The sequence below is a fragment of the Enterobacter cloacae complex sp. S3 genome (assembly GCF_014930495.1).
Lineage (GTDB): Bacteria > Pseudomonadota > Gammaproteobacteria > Enterobacterales > Enterobacteriaceae > Enterobacter > Enterobacter asburiae_B.
The window spans coordinates 99,879-114,822 of sequence record NZ_JADBRD010000010.1 but is presented as its reverse complement, the minus strand read 5'-3'; the positions used below and the strand labels follow the sequence as shown (position 1 = coordinate 114,822).

Annotated in this window: 16 protein-coding genes; 6 read left to right on the top strand and 10 right to left on the bottom strand. The window is 55.8% G+C overall.

What is annotated here, in order from left to right:
• Position 1 precedes the first annotated feature (1 nt).
• The 5 genes from recG to gmk are packed head-to-tail and all read right to left on the bottom strand — an operon-like array spanning position 2 to position 5,868.
• The gene (gene recG, locus IM317_RS05780) at positions 2–2,083 is read right to left on the bottom strand and encodes an ATP-dependent DNA helicase RecG (RefSeq protein ID WP_033147053.1); all 2,082 of its coding nucleotides are present in this window, start codon (positions 2,081–2,083) and stop codon (positions 2–4) included.
• 3 nt (positions 2,084–2,086) lie between these two features.
• Complete coding sequence (gene trmH / locus IM317_RS05775; RefSeq protein WP_033147052.1) at positions 2,087–2,776, bottom strand: tRNA (guanosine(18)-2'-O)-methyltransferase TrmH; 690 nt, start codon at positions 2,774–2,776, stop codon at positions 2,087–2,089.
• Positions 2,777–2,780: 4 nt separating this feature from the next.
• Entirely contained in the window at positions 2,781–4,895 is a 2,115-nt protein-coding gene (spoT, locus tag IM317_RS05770; RefSeq protein WP_023309883.1) for a bifunctional GTP diphosphokinase/guanosine-3',5'-bis pyrophosphate 3'-pyrophosphohydrolase, read from the bottom strand.
• Between the two features lie 19 nt (positions 4,896–4,914).
• Positions 4,915–5,190 (bottom strand): DNA-directed RNA polymerase subunit omega, encoded by a 276-nt coding sequence (gene rpoZ / locus IM317_RS05765; protein ID WP_000135058.1) that lies wholly within the window; start codon positions 5,188–5,190, stop codon positions 4,915–4,917.
• A gap of 54 nt (positions 5,191–5,244) precedes the next feature.
• Positions 5,245–5,868 carry a guanylate kinase gene (gmk, locus tag IM317_RS05760; protein WP_010426438.1) on the bottom strand — a complete coding sequence of 208 codons (624 nt, stop codon included), beginning with the start codon at positions 5,866–5,868 and terminating at the stop codon, positions 5,245–5,247.
• 251 nt (positions 5,869–6,119) lie between these two features.
• On the opposite strand from gmk, the gene ligB reads away from it, so the two are divergent.
• Positions 6,120–7,790 carry an NAD-dependent DNA ligase LigB gene (ligB, locus tag IM317_RS05755; RefSeq protein WP_033147051.1) on the top strand — a complete coding sequence of 557 codons (1,671 nt, stop codon included), beginning with the start codon at positions 6,120–6,122 and terminating at the stop codon, positions 7,788–7,790.
• A 2-nt stretch (positions 7,791–7,792) separates the two neighbouring features.
• On the opposite strand, the gene IM317_RS05750 is transcribed toward ligB, so the two are convergent.
• Both IM317_RS05750 and IM317_RS05745 read right to left on the bottom strand, forming a co-directional pair.
• Positions 7,793–8,410, bottom strand: a complete 618-nt coding sequence (locus IM317_RS05750) for a trimeric intracellular cation channel family protein (protein ID WP_023334014.1) — start codon at positions 8,408–8,410, stop codon at positions 7,793–7,795.
• A 205-nt stretch (positions 8,411–8,615) separates the two neighbouring features.
• A complete protein-coding gene (locus IM317_RS05745) occupies positions 8,616–9,479 on the bottom strand; it encodes a YicC/YloC family endoribonuclease (RefSeq protein ID WP_023309886.1) in 864 nt (287 codons plus the stop codon).
• 125 nt (positions 9,480–9,604) lie between these two features.
• Here IM317_RS05745 and rph point away from each other — a divergent pair, with 125 nt between their 5' ends.
• Both rph and pyrE read left to right on the top strand, forming a co-directional pair.
• Positions 9,605–10,321: a ribonuclease PH gene (gene rph, locus IM317_RS05740; RefSeq protein WP_010426431.1), complete on the top strand. Its 717-nt coding sequence runs from the start codon at positions 9,605–9,607 to the stop codon at positions 10,319–10,321.
• 67 nt (positions 10,322–10,388) lie between these two features.
• Positions 10,389–11,030, top strand: a complete 642-nt coding sequence (pyrE, locus tag IM317_RS05735) for an orotate phosphoribosyltransferase (protein WP_010426430.1) — start codon at positions 10,389–10,391, stop codon at positions 11,028–11,030.
• A 40-nt stretch (positions 11,031–11,070) separates the two neighbouring features.
• Here pyrE and slmA read toward each other — a convergent pair whose 3' ends face one another.
• The 3 genes from slmA to coaBC all read right to left on the bottom strand — a co-directional run bounded on the left by slmA (position 11,071) and on the right by coaBC (position 13,435).
• Positions 11,071–11,667, bottom strand: a complete 597-nt coding sequence (slmA, locus tag IM317_RS05730; protein ID WP_010426428.1) for a nucleoid occlusion factor SlmA — start codon at positions 11,665–11,667, stop codon at positions 11,071–11,073.
• A 120-nt stretch (positions 11,668–11,787) separates the two neighbouring features.
• The gene (gene dut, locus IM317_RS05725) at positions 11,788–12,246 is read right to left on the bottom strand and encodes a dUTP diphosphatase (protein WP_008502691.1); all 459 of its coding nucleotides are present in this window, start codon (positions 12,244–12,246) and stop codon (positions 11,788–11,790) included.
• Complete coding sequence (coaBC, locus tag IM317_RS05720) at positions 12,224–13,435, bottom strand: bifunctional phosphopantothenoylcysteine decarboxylase/phosphopantothenate--cysteine ligase CoaBC (protein ID WP_120785288.1); 1,212 nt, start codon at positions 13,433–13,435, stop codon at positions 12,224–12,226. The genes dut and coaBC overlap by 23 nt, the downstream gene beginning before the upstream one ends.
• A gap of 172 nt (positions 13,436–13,607) precedes the next feature.
• On the opposite strand from coaBC, the gene radC reads away from it, so the two are divergent.
• The 3 genes from radC to rpmG all read left to right on the top strand — a co-directional run bounded on the left by radC (position 13,608) and on the right by rpmG (position 14,921).
• Positions 13,608–14,276: a DNA repair protein RadC gene (gene radC / locus IM317_RS05715; RefSeq protein ID WP_033147044.1), complete on the top strand. Its 669-nt coding sequence runs from the start codon at positions 13,608–13,610 to the stop codon at positions 14,274–14,276.
• Between the two features lie 218 nt (positions 14,277–14,494).
• A complete protein-coding gene (gene rpmB / locus IM317_RS05710) occupies positions 14,495–14,731 on the top strand; it encodes a 50S ribosomal protein L28 (RefSeq protein ID WP_002436699.1) in 237 nt (78 codons plus the stop codon).
• Between the two features lie 22 nt (positions 14,732–14,753).
• The gene (gene rpmG / locus IM317_RS05705; protein WP_003024094.1) at positions 14,754–14,921 is read left to right on the top strand and encodes a 50S ribosomal protein L33; all 168 of its coding nucleotides are present in this window, start codon (positions 14,754–14,756) and stop codon (positions 14,919–14,921) included.
• The last annotated feature ends 23 nt before the right edge of the window (positions 14,922–14,944 follow it).

The following is a 14,944-nucleotide window of genomic DNA, read 5'->3' as shown; positions in this document are numbered from 1 at the left end:
ATCAGGCGTTGGAATACCGCTCGGTTTCCGGCATCCAGCGCTCAATTAACGCTGCCGCCTGTTCGGGGTAGCGTTCATGAATATGGCGGGCGAGGCGCTGAACCTCGGGGATCATGGCCTGATCGCGCAGCAAGTCCGCTACTTTGAACTCCGCGTTACCCGTCTGACGCGTGCCCAGCAGTTCGCCCGGGCCGCGGATCTCCAGGTCTTTTTGCGCAATCACAAAACCGTCGTTGCTGTCGCGCAGCACCTGCAACCGCATCTGGGCGGTTTTGGAAAGCGGGGCTTTGTAGAGCAGTACGCAGTGGGACGCAACCGCGCCGCGGCCGACGCGCCCGCGCAGCTGGTGGAGCTGGGCAAGGCCGAGACGCTCCGGGTTTTCGATGATCATCAGGCTGGAATTGGGGACGTCCACGCCGACTTCGATCACCGTGGTGGCAATCAGCAGATGCAAATCACCCTGTTTGAACGACTGCATCACCGCCTGTTTTTCGGTGGGCTTCATGCGTCCGTGAACCAGACCCACGTTCAGCTCGGGCAGCGCCAGCTTAAGCTCTTCCCACGTTGCTTCGGCAGCCTGTGCTTCCAGCAGTTCAGACTCTTCAATCAGCGTACAGACCCAGTAGGCCTGACGCCCTTCCTGGGTGCAGGCGTTGCGCACGCGGTCAATGATATCGCTGCGGCGCGTGTCGGGAATGGCGACCGTGGTGACCGGCGTACGGCCCGGCGGCAGTTCGTCGATGGTGGAGGTATCCAGATCGGCGTACGCGGTCATCGCCAGGGTGCGCGGGATCGGCGTGGCGGTCATGATCAGCTGATGCGGGTGGAAGCCCTGCTGCAGCCCTTTCTCCCAGAGCGCCAGACGCTGATGCACGCCGAAGCGGTGCTGCTCGTCGATAATCACCAGCGCAAGACCGTTAAACTGCACCTGCTCCTGGAAGATGGCGTGCGTGCCGACAATCATCTGCACCTGCCCGCTGGCAATAGCCTCCTGTTGCGCAAGGCGCGCTTTGCCTTTTTGCTTCCCGGCAAGCCAGCCCACTTCAATTCCGAGTGGCGCAAACCAGGCGCGGAAATTGTTGGCGTGCTGTTCAGCCAGCAGCTCGGTCGGCGCCATTAGCGCCACCTGTTTACCATTAGCAATCGCGCGCAGGGCCGCCAGGGCGGCAACCAGCGTTTTACCGGAGCCCACGTCGCCCTGCACCAGACGCATCATCGGCACGTCGAGCGCCATATCGCGTTCAATCTCGGCGGTGACGCGCGCCTGCGCGCCGGTGGGTTTAAACGGCAGCGAGGCCAGCAGCTTATCTTTGAGCGCATCGTTCTGGCTTAACGGCTGAGCGTGGAAACGCTGCGCGCCCGCGCGAAGCGCCAGCATGCTCAGGTTATGTGCCAGTAATTCCTCAAGGATAAGACGCTGTTGTGCGGGATGTTTGCCGCTTTCTAAATCGCTGAGCTGCAGCGTTGGCGGCGGGCGGTGCAGGGTGCGCAGCGCCTCGGGCAGGCTCATCATGCCCTGCGCCAGCTCGGGCGGCAGCAGCTCGGTAATGGCGCAGGTATCCAGCAGCTCCAGCGCCTGATCGGTGAGCTTGCGCAGCGTCGCCTGCTTGATGCCTTCGGTTGTCGGGTAAACCGGGGTGAGCGTCTCCTGCATTTCCGGCGTGCTGAGATCGCCCTGCACGCGGTACTCCGGGTGGATCATCTCTGCGCCGTATTTCCCGCGTTTGGCTTCGCCATAAGCCAGCACCCTGCGGCCCGTCGCCAGGCTGTTTTTCATCGCCGCGCTGAAGTTGAAAAAACGCATGGTGAGAATGCCGGTACCGTCGCTGATCTGGCAGGTCATCATCCGGCGTCCGCCGAAGGCGATGTTGCAGTTCAGGACTTCGCCTTCAACGGTGGCGTAAATGGCGGGAAGAAGATCGCCAATCTTGTAGAGCTGGGTGCGGTCTTCGTAACGCAGGGGGAGGTGAAGCAGGAGATCCTGCACGGTGTGCAGGCCAATTTTTGCCAGCTTATTGCTTTGCGCCGCGCCCACGCCCGTCAGGCTGTTAAGCGGGATGGCATCCAGCAGGCGGCCTTTCATCGCTTACCCGGCGTACTGCATGGTGGCCCACCACTCGGCATCGGCTTCAATTTCGCCCTGCGCGTTGACGTGGGGGTAAGGCAATTTTTTCTGCTTCGCAACGCGAGCTAGCACCGGATAACCACCTTCAAACAGCAGGCGCTGCTGTTCCTCTTCCGGCAGCATGCTGTTGCTGCGCTCGTACATCCCGGCGTTCTGACGCTGGCGCTGCGCTTCATACAGAATGAGCGCGGACGCCACGGAGACGTTCAAAGACTGCACCATGCCGATCATCGGAATGATGATGTCACGATCCGCCAGATCCAGCGCTTCCCGGGAGATCCCGGTTTTCTCCTGACCCATCAAAATGCAGGTCGGGCGGGTGTAGTCGATCTCGCGGAAATCTACGGCTTTAGCGGACAGGTTAGTGGCGAGGATCTGCATCCCGCGCCCTTTCAGGTGCGATACGGCTTCGCCAATGGTGTGATGATTTTTGACAGACACCCAGCTGTTGCTGCCTGCCGCCGCCGAGACCGTATTGCGCATACGGCCGTCCGGCCAGACGGCGTGCACTTCATGCACACCGACGGCATCTGCGGTACGGACGATAGCAGAGACGTTATGAGGTTTATGCACCTGCTCCATGCAGACCGTCAGGTCAGGCTGACGCCTGGCGAGCATTTCGCAGATACGTGCATAACGTTGTGAATTCATAAACCTAGTTTCGGTTTCGGGTGACTTTAATCACGTCCGGCATGACGCGGATTTTGCGCATAATATTCGCCAGATGCACGCGGTCGCGGGCGGTCAGACGAATAAAGGCGCTGTACACGCGGCCATCTTTTTCTTCCGTATTCAGGCTCTGAATGTTGGATGAAGCCGTGTTGATCGCTGCCGTCAGGTTCGCCAGGGCACCCTGATGGTTGAACATATCCACCTTAATTTCGGTGATAAATTCCTGCGCGGTCTCTTTATCCCACTCGACCGCCATAAACTTCTCGGCTTCTTTCTGGTAGCCGCGAATGTTACGACAGGACTCGTGGTGGATAACCAGCCCTTTACCCGGGCTGACATGCGCAATAATCGGGTCGCCAGGAATTGGACGACAGCATTTTGCGAAGGTGATCAGCACCCCGTCTGCGCCTTTAATCGGCAGGTGTCCGTGGCTTTGCGTGGTTGCAGGCACCGCTGTCGTGTCGCCTTGCTGCAGATTCTTCGCCACCACCACGCTCATGGCGTTGCCGAGGCCAATCTCTGCCAGCAGGTCGTCAAGCGACGCAAGCTTCATGCGCTCCAGCTCACGCTGGACGTTCTCCTGCGGAATTTCAGCCAGCTTACGGCTACCGCCCAACGCGTGGTTGAGCAGACGACGCCCCAGGCTGACGGAATCATCGCGCTTGAGATTTTTCAGCAGCTGGCGAATTTTGGCGCGTGCTTTGGAGCTCACGACAAAGTTCAGCCAGGCCGCGTTCGGACGTGCGCCCGGTGCGGTAATAATTTCTACCGTCTGGCCGCTGGAGAGCGGTTGAGACAGCGGATAAGGCTGTCTGTCGACACGCGCGCCGACGCAGGCATGCCCGATATCGGTATGCACGGCGTAAGCGAAGTCGACCGGCGTTGCGCCCGCAGGCAGTTCGACAATGCGCCCTTCTGGGGTGAAAACGTAAATCTCATCCGGGAAGAGATCGGATTTAACGCTCTCGATAAATTCAAACGAGCTACCCGCACTCTGCTGAAGCTCCAGCAGGCTTTGCATCCAGCGCTGGGCGCGGATTTGTGCGGTCGTGCTGCTTTCGCCACCGTGCTCTTTATACGCCCAGTGTGCGGCAACACCCATCTCTGCCATCTGGTCCATGTCTTCGGTGCGAATTTGCACCTCAACAGGTACGCCATGTGGCCCGATCATCGAGGTGTGCAAAGATTGATAGCCGTTCGCTTTTGGAATGGCGATGTAATCTTTCATGCGGCCCGGACGCGGTTTGTAGAGGCTGTGCATCTGCCCCAGCACGCGATAGCAGGTGTCCGAGTCGTGGACAATTACGCGGAAGGCGTAGATATCCATGATCGAGTGAAAACGCTGCTCTTTGAGCACCATTTTGCAGTAGATGGAGTACAAATGTTTTTCGCGACCGCTGACGCGGCACGGAATTCCCGCTTCCTGTAAGCGCCCTTCAATTTCCGAGAGGATTTTTTGAATCATCTCTTTACGGTTACCGCGTGCGGCTTTCACCACCTCCTTAATCACGCGATAGCGGTTCGGGTACAACGCTTCAAAACCCAACTCTTCCAGCTCGGTTTTAATGTGGTGAATACCTAAACGGTGCGCCAGCGGACTGTAGATTTCGAGGGTTTCACGGGCAATGCGGCGACGTTTATCCGGGCGAAGTGAGCCCAGCGTGCGCATGTTGTGGGTACGGTCAGCGAGTTTGATGAGAATAACGCGGATATCCTGCACCATCGCCATAATCATCTTGCGGAAGTTTTCGGCTTGCGCCTCTTTCTTGTCGCGGAAATTCAGCTTATCAAGCTTAGAGACCCCTTCCACCAGTTCGGCAACGCTTTTGCCAAACAGCTGTTCCATGTCCTGATAAGTGGCAGGGGTATCTTCGATCACGTCATGCAGCAGAGCGGCCATCAGCGTTTCGTAGTCGAGTTTCATCTCGGCCAGAATACAGGCCACCGCTACCGGGTGCGTGATATAGGGTTCACCGCTTGAACGTGTCTGGCCCTCGTGAGCGTCACGTGCAACGAGATACGCCTGCTGAAGACGCTTAATCTGGTCTTCAGGCAGGTAGGTTTGAATCAGTTGATTCAGGCTTTCAAACAGATACAAGGGCGACCCGCAGGTTTAATTAACGACGACCTTCAGCAATAGCGGTTACGGCCTGCAGTTCTGCGGCTTCCTGCTCTTGCTGCTCCTGGCGCTCACGCACGTCGAGGATCTGGTTGTTGATCAGACCTTCTTCGATTTCGCGAAGTGCAATAACGGTGGTTTTATCGTTTTCTTCCGGTACCAGCGGATCTTTACCGCCTACCTGCATCTGACGAGCGCGACGCGCGGCGACCAGCACCAGGTCAAAACGGTTACCAATTTTCTCTACAGCGTCCTGAACAGTTACGCGTGCCATACTTAAAATGCTCCACAGGTGAAGAAATGACTGGGCATGATACTGAAAGTGGGTTCAGTCTGCCAACAGTTTGGTGATTAATGCGTCATGTCGCTGCTTCTGGCGGCTCATACGCAGACGTTCTGCACGAAGAATGGTTTTGAGATCGCTCAATGCGGCATCAAAATCATCATTCACAATAAGGTAATCATATTCCGCGTAATGGCTCATTTCTGCAACAGCCTGTTCCATACGCTTTGCGATGACTTCTTCGCTGTCCTGACCGCGGCCACGCAGGCGGCGATCCAGCTCATCTTTCGATGGCGGTAAAATAAAGATACTGCGCGAGTCAGGCATTTTCTTGCGAATTTGCTGTGCGCCCTGCCAGTCGATATCCAGGAACACATTTACGCCTGTGGCCAGAACCTGCTCAATGGTTTCACGCGAGGTACCGTAGTAATTACCGAATACTTCAGCGTGTTCAAGAAACGCGTCTCTGCCGATCATCGCTCTGAATTCGTCGTGATCCACAAAGAAATAGTGTTCACCGTGCACTTCACCCGGACGCGGCGCTCGCGTGGTGTGAGAAACAGAAACCTGAGTGTCGTACAACGGTTGGGTTTTTAACAGTGCCTGAATAAGGCTGGATTTACCCGCGCCACTAGGGGCAGAAACAATATAAAGCGTGCCTTGAGCCATGAGAGTCTTTTGTATGTGTTAACGAAGAAGTCCTACATACGGGCTTATTATACACGTCACCGCCGTGTGACGTAGCCTTTGTCACACTTTTTCCCCTGGATTATTGAATTTTGCGTGCCGTTTTCAGGTTTTATCTGTGGTTTTCAGCAACCAAAAGAAACACCGGATAGCGTCTCGCATTGTGAAACGTTGCCGTTAGCGTTGTTTCAGGTATCCGGGTATACCTCCGGCAATGCATAGGAGGGGTAGCGATGTGGCGATGGATAAGCGGGTTAATGCTGTTGTGGTGTGGCTATGGCGTGGCGGTGTGTCCGGTGTGGTCGCAGGCAAAAGCAGAAAAAGAGATGGCGTCGTTAAGCGCCCAAATCAAACGCTGGGATGAGGCCTACTGGAAGCAGGGCGTGAGCGAGATCAACGACGAGGTTTACGACCAGCTTCACGGGCGGTTAACGCAGTGGCAGCGCTGTTTTGGCAGTGAGCCTTCAGAGGAGAAACTCCCTGCGCTGGCGGGAAGCGTAAAACATCCTGTTGCCCATACGGGCGTACATAAAGTGGCCAGCAAAGAGGAGTTGAGACAGTGGATGCGTGTCCGACAGCATCTGTGGCTGCAGCCCAAAATTGACGGTGTGGCGGTAACGCTGGTCTATCGCAACGGAAAGTTAACCCAGGCTATCAGTCGTGGTGATGGCCTCAAAGGGGAAGACTGGACCGGGAAGGTACGTTTAATCCCGTCGGTTCCGCAAAATATCACCGGCGCGCTGGCGAATAGCGTCTTGCAGGGCGAGCTTTACTGGTTACGCGACAACCACATTCAGAGCCAGTTGGGCGGAATGAACGCTCGCGCCAAGGTGGCGGGGGCGATGATGCGGCAAAAGGATAACGCGCTATTGAGCAAGATCGGCGTATTCATCTGGGCCTGGCCGGACGGACCGAAAGATATGCGGACATCTTTAGCTGAACTGTCTCAGGCCGGTTTTCCGTTGTCGGCACGGTACACGCTACCCGCCGATTCTGTCGATGCCGTCGAGAAGCAGCGCGCGGCCTGGCACGTGACCGCATTACCTTTTGCCACGGATGGCATTGTGGTGCGTTCGGAGGATGAACCTGCGGGCGAAGAGTGGTTACCGGGAGAAGGCCACTGGGTTGTCGCGTGGAAATATCCTCCCGCAGCCCAGGTCGCTGAGGTGAGTGATATTCATTTTTCCGTGGGGCGCACGGGCAAAATTTCCGTTGTAGCAGCGCTGGAACCCGTGCAACTGGATGATAAACAGGTGCAGCGGGTGAGTCTGGGCTCGGTTGGGCGCTGGCAGAATCTGGATATTGCTCCGGGGGATCAGATACAGATTAGCCTGGCCGGGCAGGGTATCCCCCGGTTTGATAAGGTGCTCTGGCGCGGAACGGACAGACATAAACCAGAGCCTCCGGCCTCACGCTATCATGCTCTTAGCTGTTTCTATGCTTCGCCGGAGTGTATGGAGCAGTTCTTTGCCCGGCTAACCTGGCTCAGTTCAAAGCAGGTACTTGATATTGAAGGAGTAGGCGAGTCATCATGGCGGGCCATCTGGCAGGCGCATCATTTTGAACATCTCTTTTCATGGCTGTTATTAACGCAGGCGCAGCTGCAGGCTACACCGGGGTTTTCCTCAGCACGCGGGCTGGCGCTCTGGCACCGATTTAATCTGGTGCGCGAGAAGCCGTTTATCCGCTGGCTCATGGCAATGGGTGTGCCATTGACCCAGGCTTCGCTGAAGGCGATGGGAGACATATCGTGGCAAAAGATGAGCGGGCGCAACGCTAAGGACTGGCAGACCCTGCCGGGAACGGGAGAGGAGAAAGCGCGACAAATCGTTAACTGGATTCACGCGCCTCAGATTGATGTGCTGGCGAAATGGCTCGCTGAACAGCACATCAACGGGTTCTGAAGCTAGTGGGCGCTGTGTTTGTAATGAAAAACGGGCAGCCCGAGCTTCAGACGCAGCGCCAGCATGCGGGCCGTAAAGCCAAACAGCAGCGTTGAGATGACCACCACATCATGGTTTGAAACGTAATGCTGCAGGGCGATATAGAGCACCGCTGCCGCAAAGGAGATGCCGGCATACAGCTCTTTTTGAAAGACCAGGGGGATGCGTTTGCAGAACATATCGCGCAGCACACCGCCGAATACGCCCGTGACCACGGCAGCAATGGTGGCGATAACCGGTCCTTCCCCCATATCGAGCGCGATTTGCGCACCGATTATCGAAAAGACGATCAGCCCCAGCGCATCAAGCACCAGGAACAGGCGGCGAAGATGGGGCATAACGGGCGCCACGATGGTGGTTAACACGGCGGCCGTCGCAACAATAATCACATACTCAGGGTGTTTAACCCAGCCGAGCGGGTAATGGCCAAGCAGAATATCGCGCACGGAACCGCCGCCCAGCGCGGTCGCCGTAGCAATAATGATCACGCCGAAGGTATCCATACGACGACGTCCGGCGGCAAGCGCGCCGGTCATGGCTTCTGCGGTGATGCCAATGAGATAAAGGATGTGAAGCAGCATATACCCTCCGGTGTGAACGCGGGGGAGGTTAGCGATTTGTGCGCAAGATCACGATTGAGATTTTCTAAGGCGAGCCAGTTTGCCCTATAAATTTTTATCAAGTTCTATAGAGAAAGCTTGATGAAAGGCGGTAAAGCGACAAAATTGGCGTTAAGATGGATTAGAAATAGTAATGGGTGGTGCTGTCGACACCACCCGAAAAGCATTACTCGATGTTCTGGATCTGCTCGCGCATCTGTTCAATCAGCACTTTCAGCTCAATCGCTGAATTCGTCACTTCTGCATTGATCGACTTAGACGCCAGGGTGTTCGACTCGCGGTTGAACTCCTGCATCATAAAGTCCAGACGGCGGCCCACAGCTTCTTTTTTCTTCAGAATGTTGTAGGTTTCTTTAACGTGCGCTTCCAGACGGTCCAGCTCTTCAGCGACATCGATACGCTGCGCCATCAGCACCAGCTCTTGTTCCAGGCGGGTGTTTTCCAGCTGAACTTCCGCTTCTTCCAGTTTGGCGACAAGGCGCTCGCGCTGCCATTGCAGCACTTCTGGCATATGGGTGCGGACTTTGGCAACTTCGGTGCTCACGCCTTCAAGACGCTGCTCAATCATCGCTTTCAGCGCCTGGCCTTCGGTTTCGCGGGCAACGATAAAGTCGTCCAGCGTGCCGTCGAGAGCTGCCAGGATTTCAGCGGCAATGGCGTCCAGATCCTGCTCACCGGCGGCCATGACGCCAGGCCAGCGCAGAATATCAACCGGGTTGATTTCGCCTTCATCGCTCTGCATTTTGACCCAGTTCGCCGCATTCACGAGCTGTTTTGCCAGTTTTTCGTTGAGGATGAGCTCGCCCTGTGCGCTCGCATCAGGCTCAAAGCGCAGGTTACATTCAACTTTTCCGCGCGTCAGACGCGTACGGATACGTTCACGTACGACAGGCTCAAGGCTGCGGAACTGCTCCGGCATACGGAAATACGTTTCCAGGTAACGCTGGTTTACCGAGCGCATTTCCCATGTGGCGCTACCCCAGCTACCCTTGATTTCACGCCGGGCGTAGGCGGTCATACTGCGGATCATAGACATTCCCGTTTTTAAAGGAGAGATGGGGGGATTATAGCTTTCGGGGGCTTCTCAGGATAGGAATAAGCGTCCTTTATCCGTATAATGCGCAGCCACATTCGTTTCAAGCCGGAGAATCCATCATGCGTCCATCAGGTCGTAGCGCCAACCAGGTGCGTCCCGTCACCCTGACCCGTAACTATACAAAACACGCTGAAGGCTCCGTGCTGGTTGAGTTTGGTGACACTAAAGTGCTGTGCACCGCCTCCATCGAAGAAGGCGTTCCGCGCTTCCTGAAAGGTCAGGGCCAGGGTTGGATCACCGCAGAATACGGCATGCTGCCGCGTGCGACCCATACCCGTAATGCCCGTGAAGCGGCAAAGGGTAAGCAGGGCGGTCGTACCATGGAGATTCAGCGTCTGATCGCGCGTGCGCTGCGCGCCGCCGTTGACCTGAAAATCCTCGGCGAATTCACCATCACGCTGGACTGCGACGTGATTCAGGCTGACGGTGGCACGCGTACCGCGTCCATTACCGGTGCCTGCGTAGCGCTGGCCGATGCCCTGAACAAGCTGGTTGCGGCCGGTAAGCTGAAAACCAACCCAATGAAAGGCATGGTTGCGGCGGTTTCTGTCGGTATCGTTAACGGCGAAGCGCTTTGCGATCTGGAATACGTTGAAGATTCCGCAGCCGAAACCGACATGAACGTGGTGATGACCGAAGATGGTCGCATCATTGAGGTGCAGGGCACGGCGGAAGGCGAGCCGTTCACCCACGAAGAGCTTCTCTCCCTGCTGGCGTTGGCCCGAGGGGGAATCGAATCCATTGTAACGACGCAGAAAGCGGCGTTAGAAAATTGATTTTAAAGGCGACCAATGAGTCGCCTTTTTTTTGCCTGTAAGACAGAAAAACCAAAGGAGCGAATCCATGAAATCGTATCAGCGCCAGTTTATTGAGTTTGCGCTTAACAAGCAGGTACTTAAGTTTGGCGAATTTACGCTGAAATCCGGGCGTAAGAGTCCCTATTTCTTCAACGCCGGGCTGTTTAATACCGGGCGCGATCTGGCACTGTTAGGCCGTTTCTATGCTGAAGCGCTGGTGGATTCCGGGATTGATTTTGATCTGCTGTTTGGCCCGGCCTATAAAGGTATTCCGATTGCGACCACCACCGCGGTGGCGCTGGCGGAACACCATGACCGCGACGTGCCGTACTGCTTTAACCGCAAAGAAGCTAAAACCCATGGCGAAGGCGGGAATCTGGTCGGCAGCGCGCTGCAGGGTCGCGTCATGCTGGTCGATGACGTGATTACCGCGGGTACGGCGATCCGTGAATCGATGGAGATTATTCAGGCCAACGGTGCGACGCTTGCTGGCGTGCTGATTTCTCTGGATCGTCAGGAGCGTGGTCGCGGTGAAATTTCCGCTATTCAGGAAGTCGAACGCGATTACAGCTGCAAAGTGACGTCGATTATTACCCTGAAAGACCTGATTGCGTATCTGGAAGAGAAGCCTGAGATGGCGGACCATCTGGCGGCGGTACGTGCGTACCGGGAAGAGTTCGGGGTGTAATTAAATTGCCCGGTGGCGCTACGCTTACCGGGCTTACGGATTACTGCAACTGAGCAGCCACTAACGGCCAGCGGGCGTCAAAATCGTCCGTTGGACGGTATTTGAACTCGCTGCGCACAAAGCGGGAGAGCATCCCTTCACAAAACGCCAGGATCTGACTCGCCAGCAGCGTCTCATCGATGGTATAACCTTCGCCTTCACGCATTTTCTTTTCGCGCAGTACCTGGCGCAGCTGCGCTTCAATACGCTCGAAAAGCTGGTTTATGCGGCCCTGCAGTCTGTCCTGTTCAAACATCAGCGCGTGGCCGGTGAGGATACGGGTTAAGCCCGGATTGCGTTCACCGAAGCCCAGGATTAACAGCACAATCAGACGCAGACGCGCGGTCGTGTCTTTTTCGTCTTTCAGAATCAGGTTGATGCGCGTGATCAGGCTGTCTTCAATAAACTCGATCAGGCTGTCAAACATCCGGGTCTTGCTCGGGAAATGACGGTACAGCGCCGCCTCAGACACGCCTACAGAGGCGGCCAGTTTAGCGGTGGTGATGCGTTGACTGCCATCGCTGGATTCAAGCATCAGAGCCAGAGATTGAAGTATTTCTTCGCGACGATTCCTTTTCGCGGTTTGTTTTTCTGCCATGTTACAAAATACCCCTGAAAATAAGCACTTGCCAGGCTGGCATCCACACAGCGACCGCAAACGGGCGTTTGCGGTTTGTTATTGCATTATGACGCTGTGAGATACGTGTCTTTCGGGCCGTTATTTGCGCCCGGAATGGCCGAAGCCGCCTTCGCCACGGTCGGTGGCGTCAAAGTCTGCCACCAGGTTAAATTCTGCCTGTACCACCGGTACAAAGACCATCTGGGCGATACGTTCGCCAGGTTCAATGGTGAAGCTGTCCTGACCGCGGTTCCAGACGGAGACCATCAGCTGACCCTGGTAGTCGGAGTCGATCAGGCCGACCAGGTTACCCAGCACAACGCCGTGCTTATGGCCCAGACCAGAACGCGGCAGGATCACTGCTGCCAGAGACGGGTCAGCAATGTGAATCGCCAGGCCAGTTGGAACCAGGGTAGTGGCACCCGGAGCCAGTTCTACGGCGTCATCGAGACAGGCGCGCAGGTCAAGACCGGCAGAGCCGGAGGTGGCATAGGTTGGCAGCGGGAATTGCTCGCCAACACGCGGGTCCAGAATCTTAACGTCGATTTTTTTCATCATAACGGGTAACGATCTCGTCGAGTAATTGTTGGCCCAGGAGTTCCTTGCGCTCAAGCGGTAAGACTTTATCTCCATCCTGCCAGAAAAGGTGCAGTGCGTTGCTGTCGCTGTTAAATCCTTGTGTGGCCAGCGATACGTCGTTCGCGCAAATCAAATCGAGGTTTTTGCGGGTACGTTTTTGCCGGGCATATTCTTCCACATTATTCGTTTCTGCGGCAAACCCAACAACGTATGGACGATGGCTTTTTAGTGCGGCGACACCGGCGACAATGTCCGGGTTTTTCACCATTTTTAGTGTTAATTCATCGCCTTGCTTTTTAATTTTAGCCTCGGCGATAGTCTCGGCACGATAGTCTGCGACGGCCGCACAGCCGATAAAAATCTGCTGGCTTTGCGCATGTGCCTGCACGGCGGCTTCCATCTCCAGCGCGGTGGTGACGTCAATTCGCTTCACAAACGCAGGGGTAGGCAGCGATACCGGGCCGCTCACCAGCGTGACGTTCGCGCCACGCCTTGCGGCGGCGGCGGCAATCGCAAAGCCCATTTTGCCGGAGCTGTGGTTGGTGATGTAGCGCACCGGATCCAGCGGCTCGCGCGTGGGGCCCGCGGTAATCATGATGTTGAGATGTTGCAGATCGTTGACAGGCGAAAAATGGGCTGCGGCCATATCAACAATCGTCAGCGGGTCAAGCATGCGGCCCGGGCCAACGTCGCCGCAGGCCTGGCTGCCGCTGTCCGGACCCCAGATAAGCAGGCCGCGTGAGGCCAGCGTCTCCAGATTGTGCTGGGTGGCCGCGTTACGGTACATCTGCTGGTTCATGGCAGGAACGACGGCAACAGGCGCAGGGGTGGCCAGACAAATGGTGGAGACCAGGTCGTTTGCCATACCGGCTGCCACCCGAGCGATTAAATCAGCCGTGGCGGGAGCGAGGATAACCAGGTCTGCCCATTTTCCCAGCTCAATATGGCCCATCGCGGCTTCGGCGGCCGGATCGAGCAGGCTGTCAGATACCGGGTATCCTGAAACGGCCTGCAGGCTCAGGGGAGTGATAAAGGCTTTACCGCCTTCGGTTATCGCGACCCGCACGTCAGCTCCGCGCTCGCGCAGACGACGCACCAGCTCCGGCGCTTTATAAGCAGCAATGCCGCCGCTCACGCCAAGAACGATTTTTTTACCGGCCACGCTCATCATGATTCTTTCCTGTTGGGTTTCACCAGAGAGCGGGCATTTTATCACAATCCCCAAAGCGGGGTGATTTTGTCCTTCGTCCACTTTGCGAGGCGCTACGCAAGAACGCAATGTGGCTGTCGAGCGACGGATTGGCCTGTGGCAGCATGAGGTTAAAAAGGGGAGAAAGAGCATGGAAGAAGAGGATGAGGAGCTGCTGCCGCGCGAAAAACTGCTGCGCTATGGCGTCACCCTGTTAAAAGACGATGAACTGCTGGCGCTCTTTTTACGTACCGGAACGCCCGGAAAAACGGTATTTACGCTGGCAAAAGAGCTGATAGCACATTTCGGTTCGCTGTACGGTTTATTGACCGCCGATCTGGCGCAGTTTAAGCACGTTGAGGGAATTGGCGTGGCGAAATATGCCCAGCTGAGGGGCATTGCTGAACTTGCCCGCCGTTTTTACAATGTCCGCATGGAGAAGGAAGATCCGATCCTGACGCCCGCGATGACGCGCGAATTCCTGCAAAGCCAGTTAACCGATATCGAACGCGAGATCTTTATGGTGATCTTTGTCGATAACAGAAATCGGGTGCTGAAACATAGCTGTCTCTTTGCGGGCACATTGAGTCACGTTGAGGTGCATCCGCGTGAAATTGTGCGGGAAGCGATAAAAGTGAATGCAGCGGGCGTGATCCTCGCGCATAATCACCCCTCTGGCTGTGCAGAACCGAGCAGAGCGGACAAAGAAATCACCGAACGCATTATCAAATGCTGTCAATTCATGGACATTCGTGTGCTGGACCATCTAATAATTGGCCGCGGTGAGTACATTTCTTTCGCAGAACATGGCTGGATTTAGGCTATTTCTCGCGATCCATCGGGATCTTTGTCTGTTCGGGACTTGAGCACACCGCCGAGTCAGCGTATACTACGCCACCTTTGAGAATCTCGGGTTTGGCATTTGGGCCTGGCAATCGAGAGTTCACTTAGAACTATGCGATGACCGGGCTGTAAAGCCTGACGAGGCGCCGATACCCCATACGAAGCTCGAGCTAATTTGATTTTTGGAGAATAGACATGTCCCGAGTCTGCCAAGTTACTGGCAAGCGTCCGGTGACCGGTAACAACCGTTCCCACGCACTGAACGCGACTAAACGCCGTTTCCTGCCGAACCTGCACTCTCACCGTTTCTGGGTTGAGAGCGAGAAGCGTTTTGTCACCCTGCGCGTATCTGCTAAAGGTATGCGTGTAATCGATAAGAAAGGCATCGATACAGTTCTGTCCGAACTGCGTGCCCGTGGCGAAAAGTACTAAGTACTTAAAGAGGAAATAAATCATGGCTAAAGGTATTCGCGAGAAAATCAAGCTGGTTTCTTCTGCTGGTACAGGTCACTTCTACACCACCACGAAGAACAAACGTACTAAGCCGGAAAAACTGGAACTGAAAAAATTCGATCCAGTTGTACGCCAGCACGTACTGTACAAAGAAGCTAAAATCAAATAATTTTAGTCTCCTTGTATCGAAAA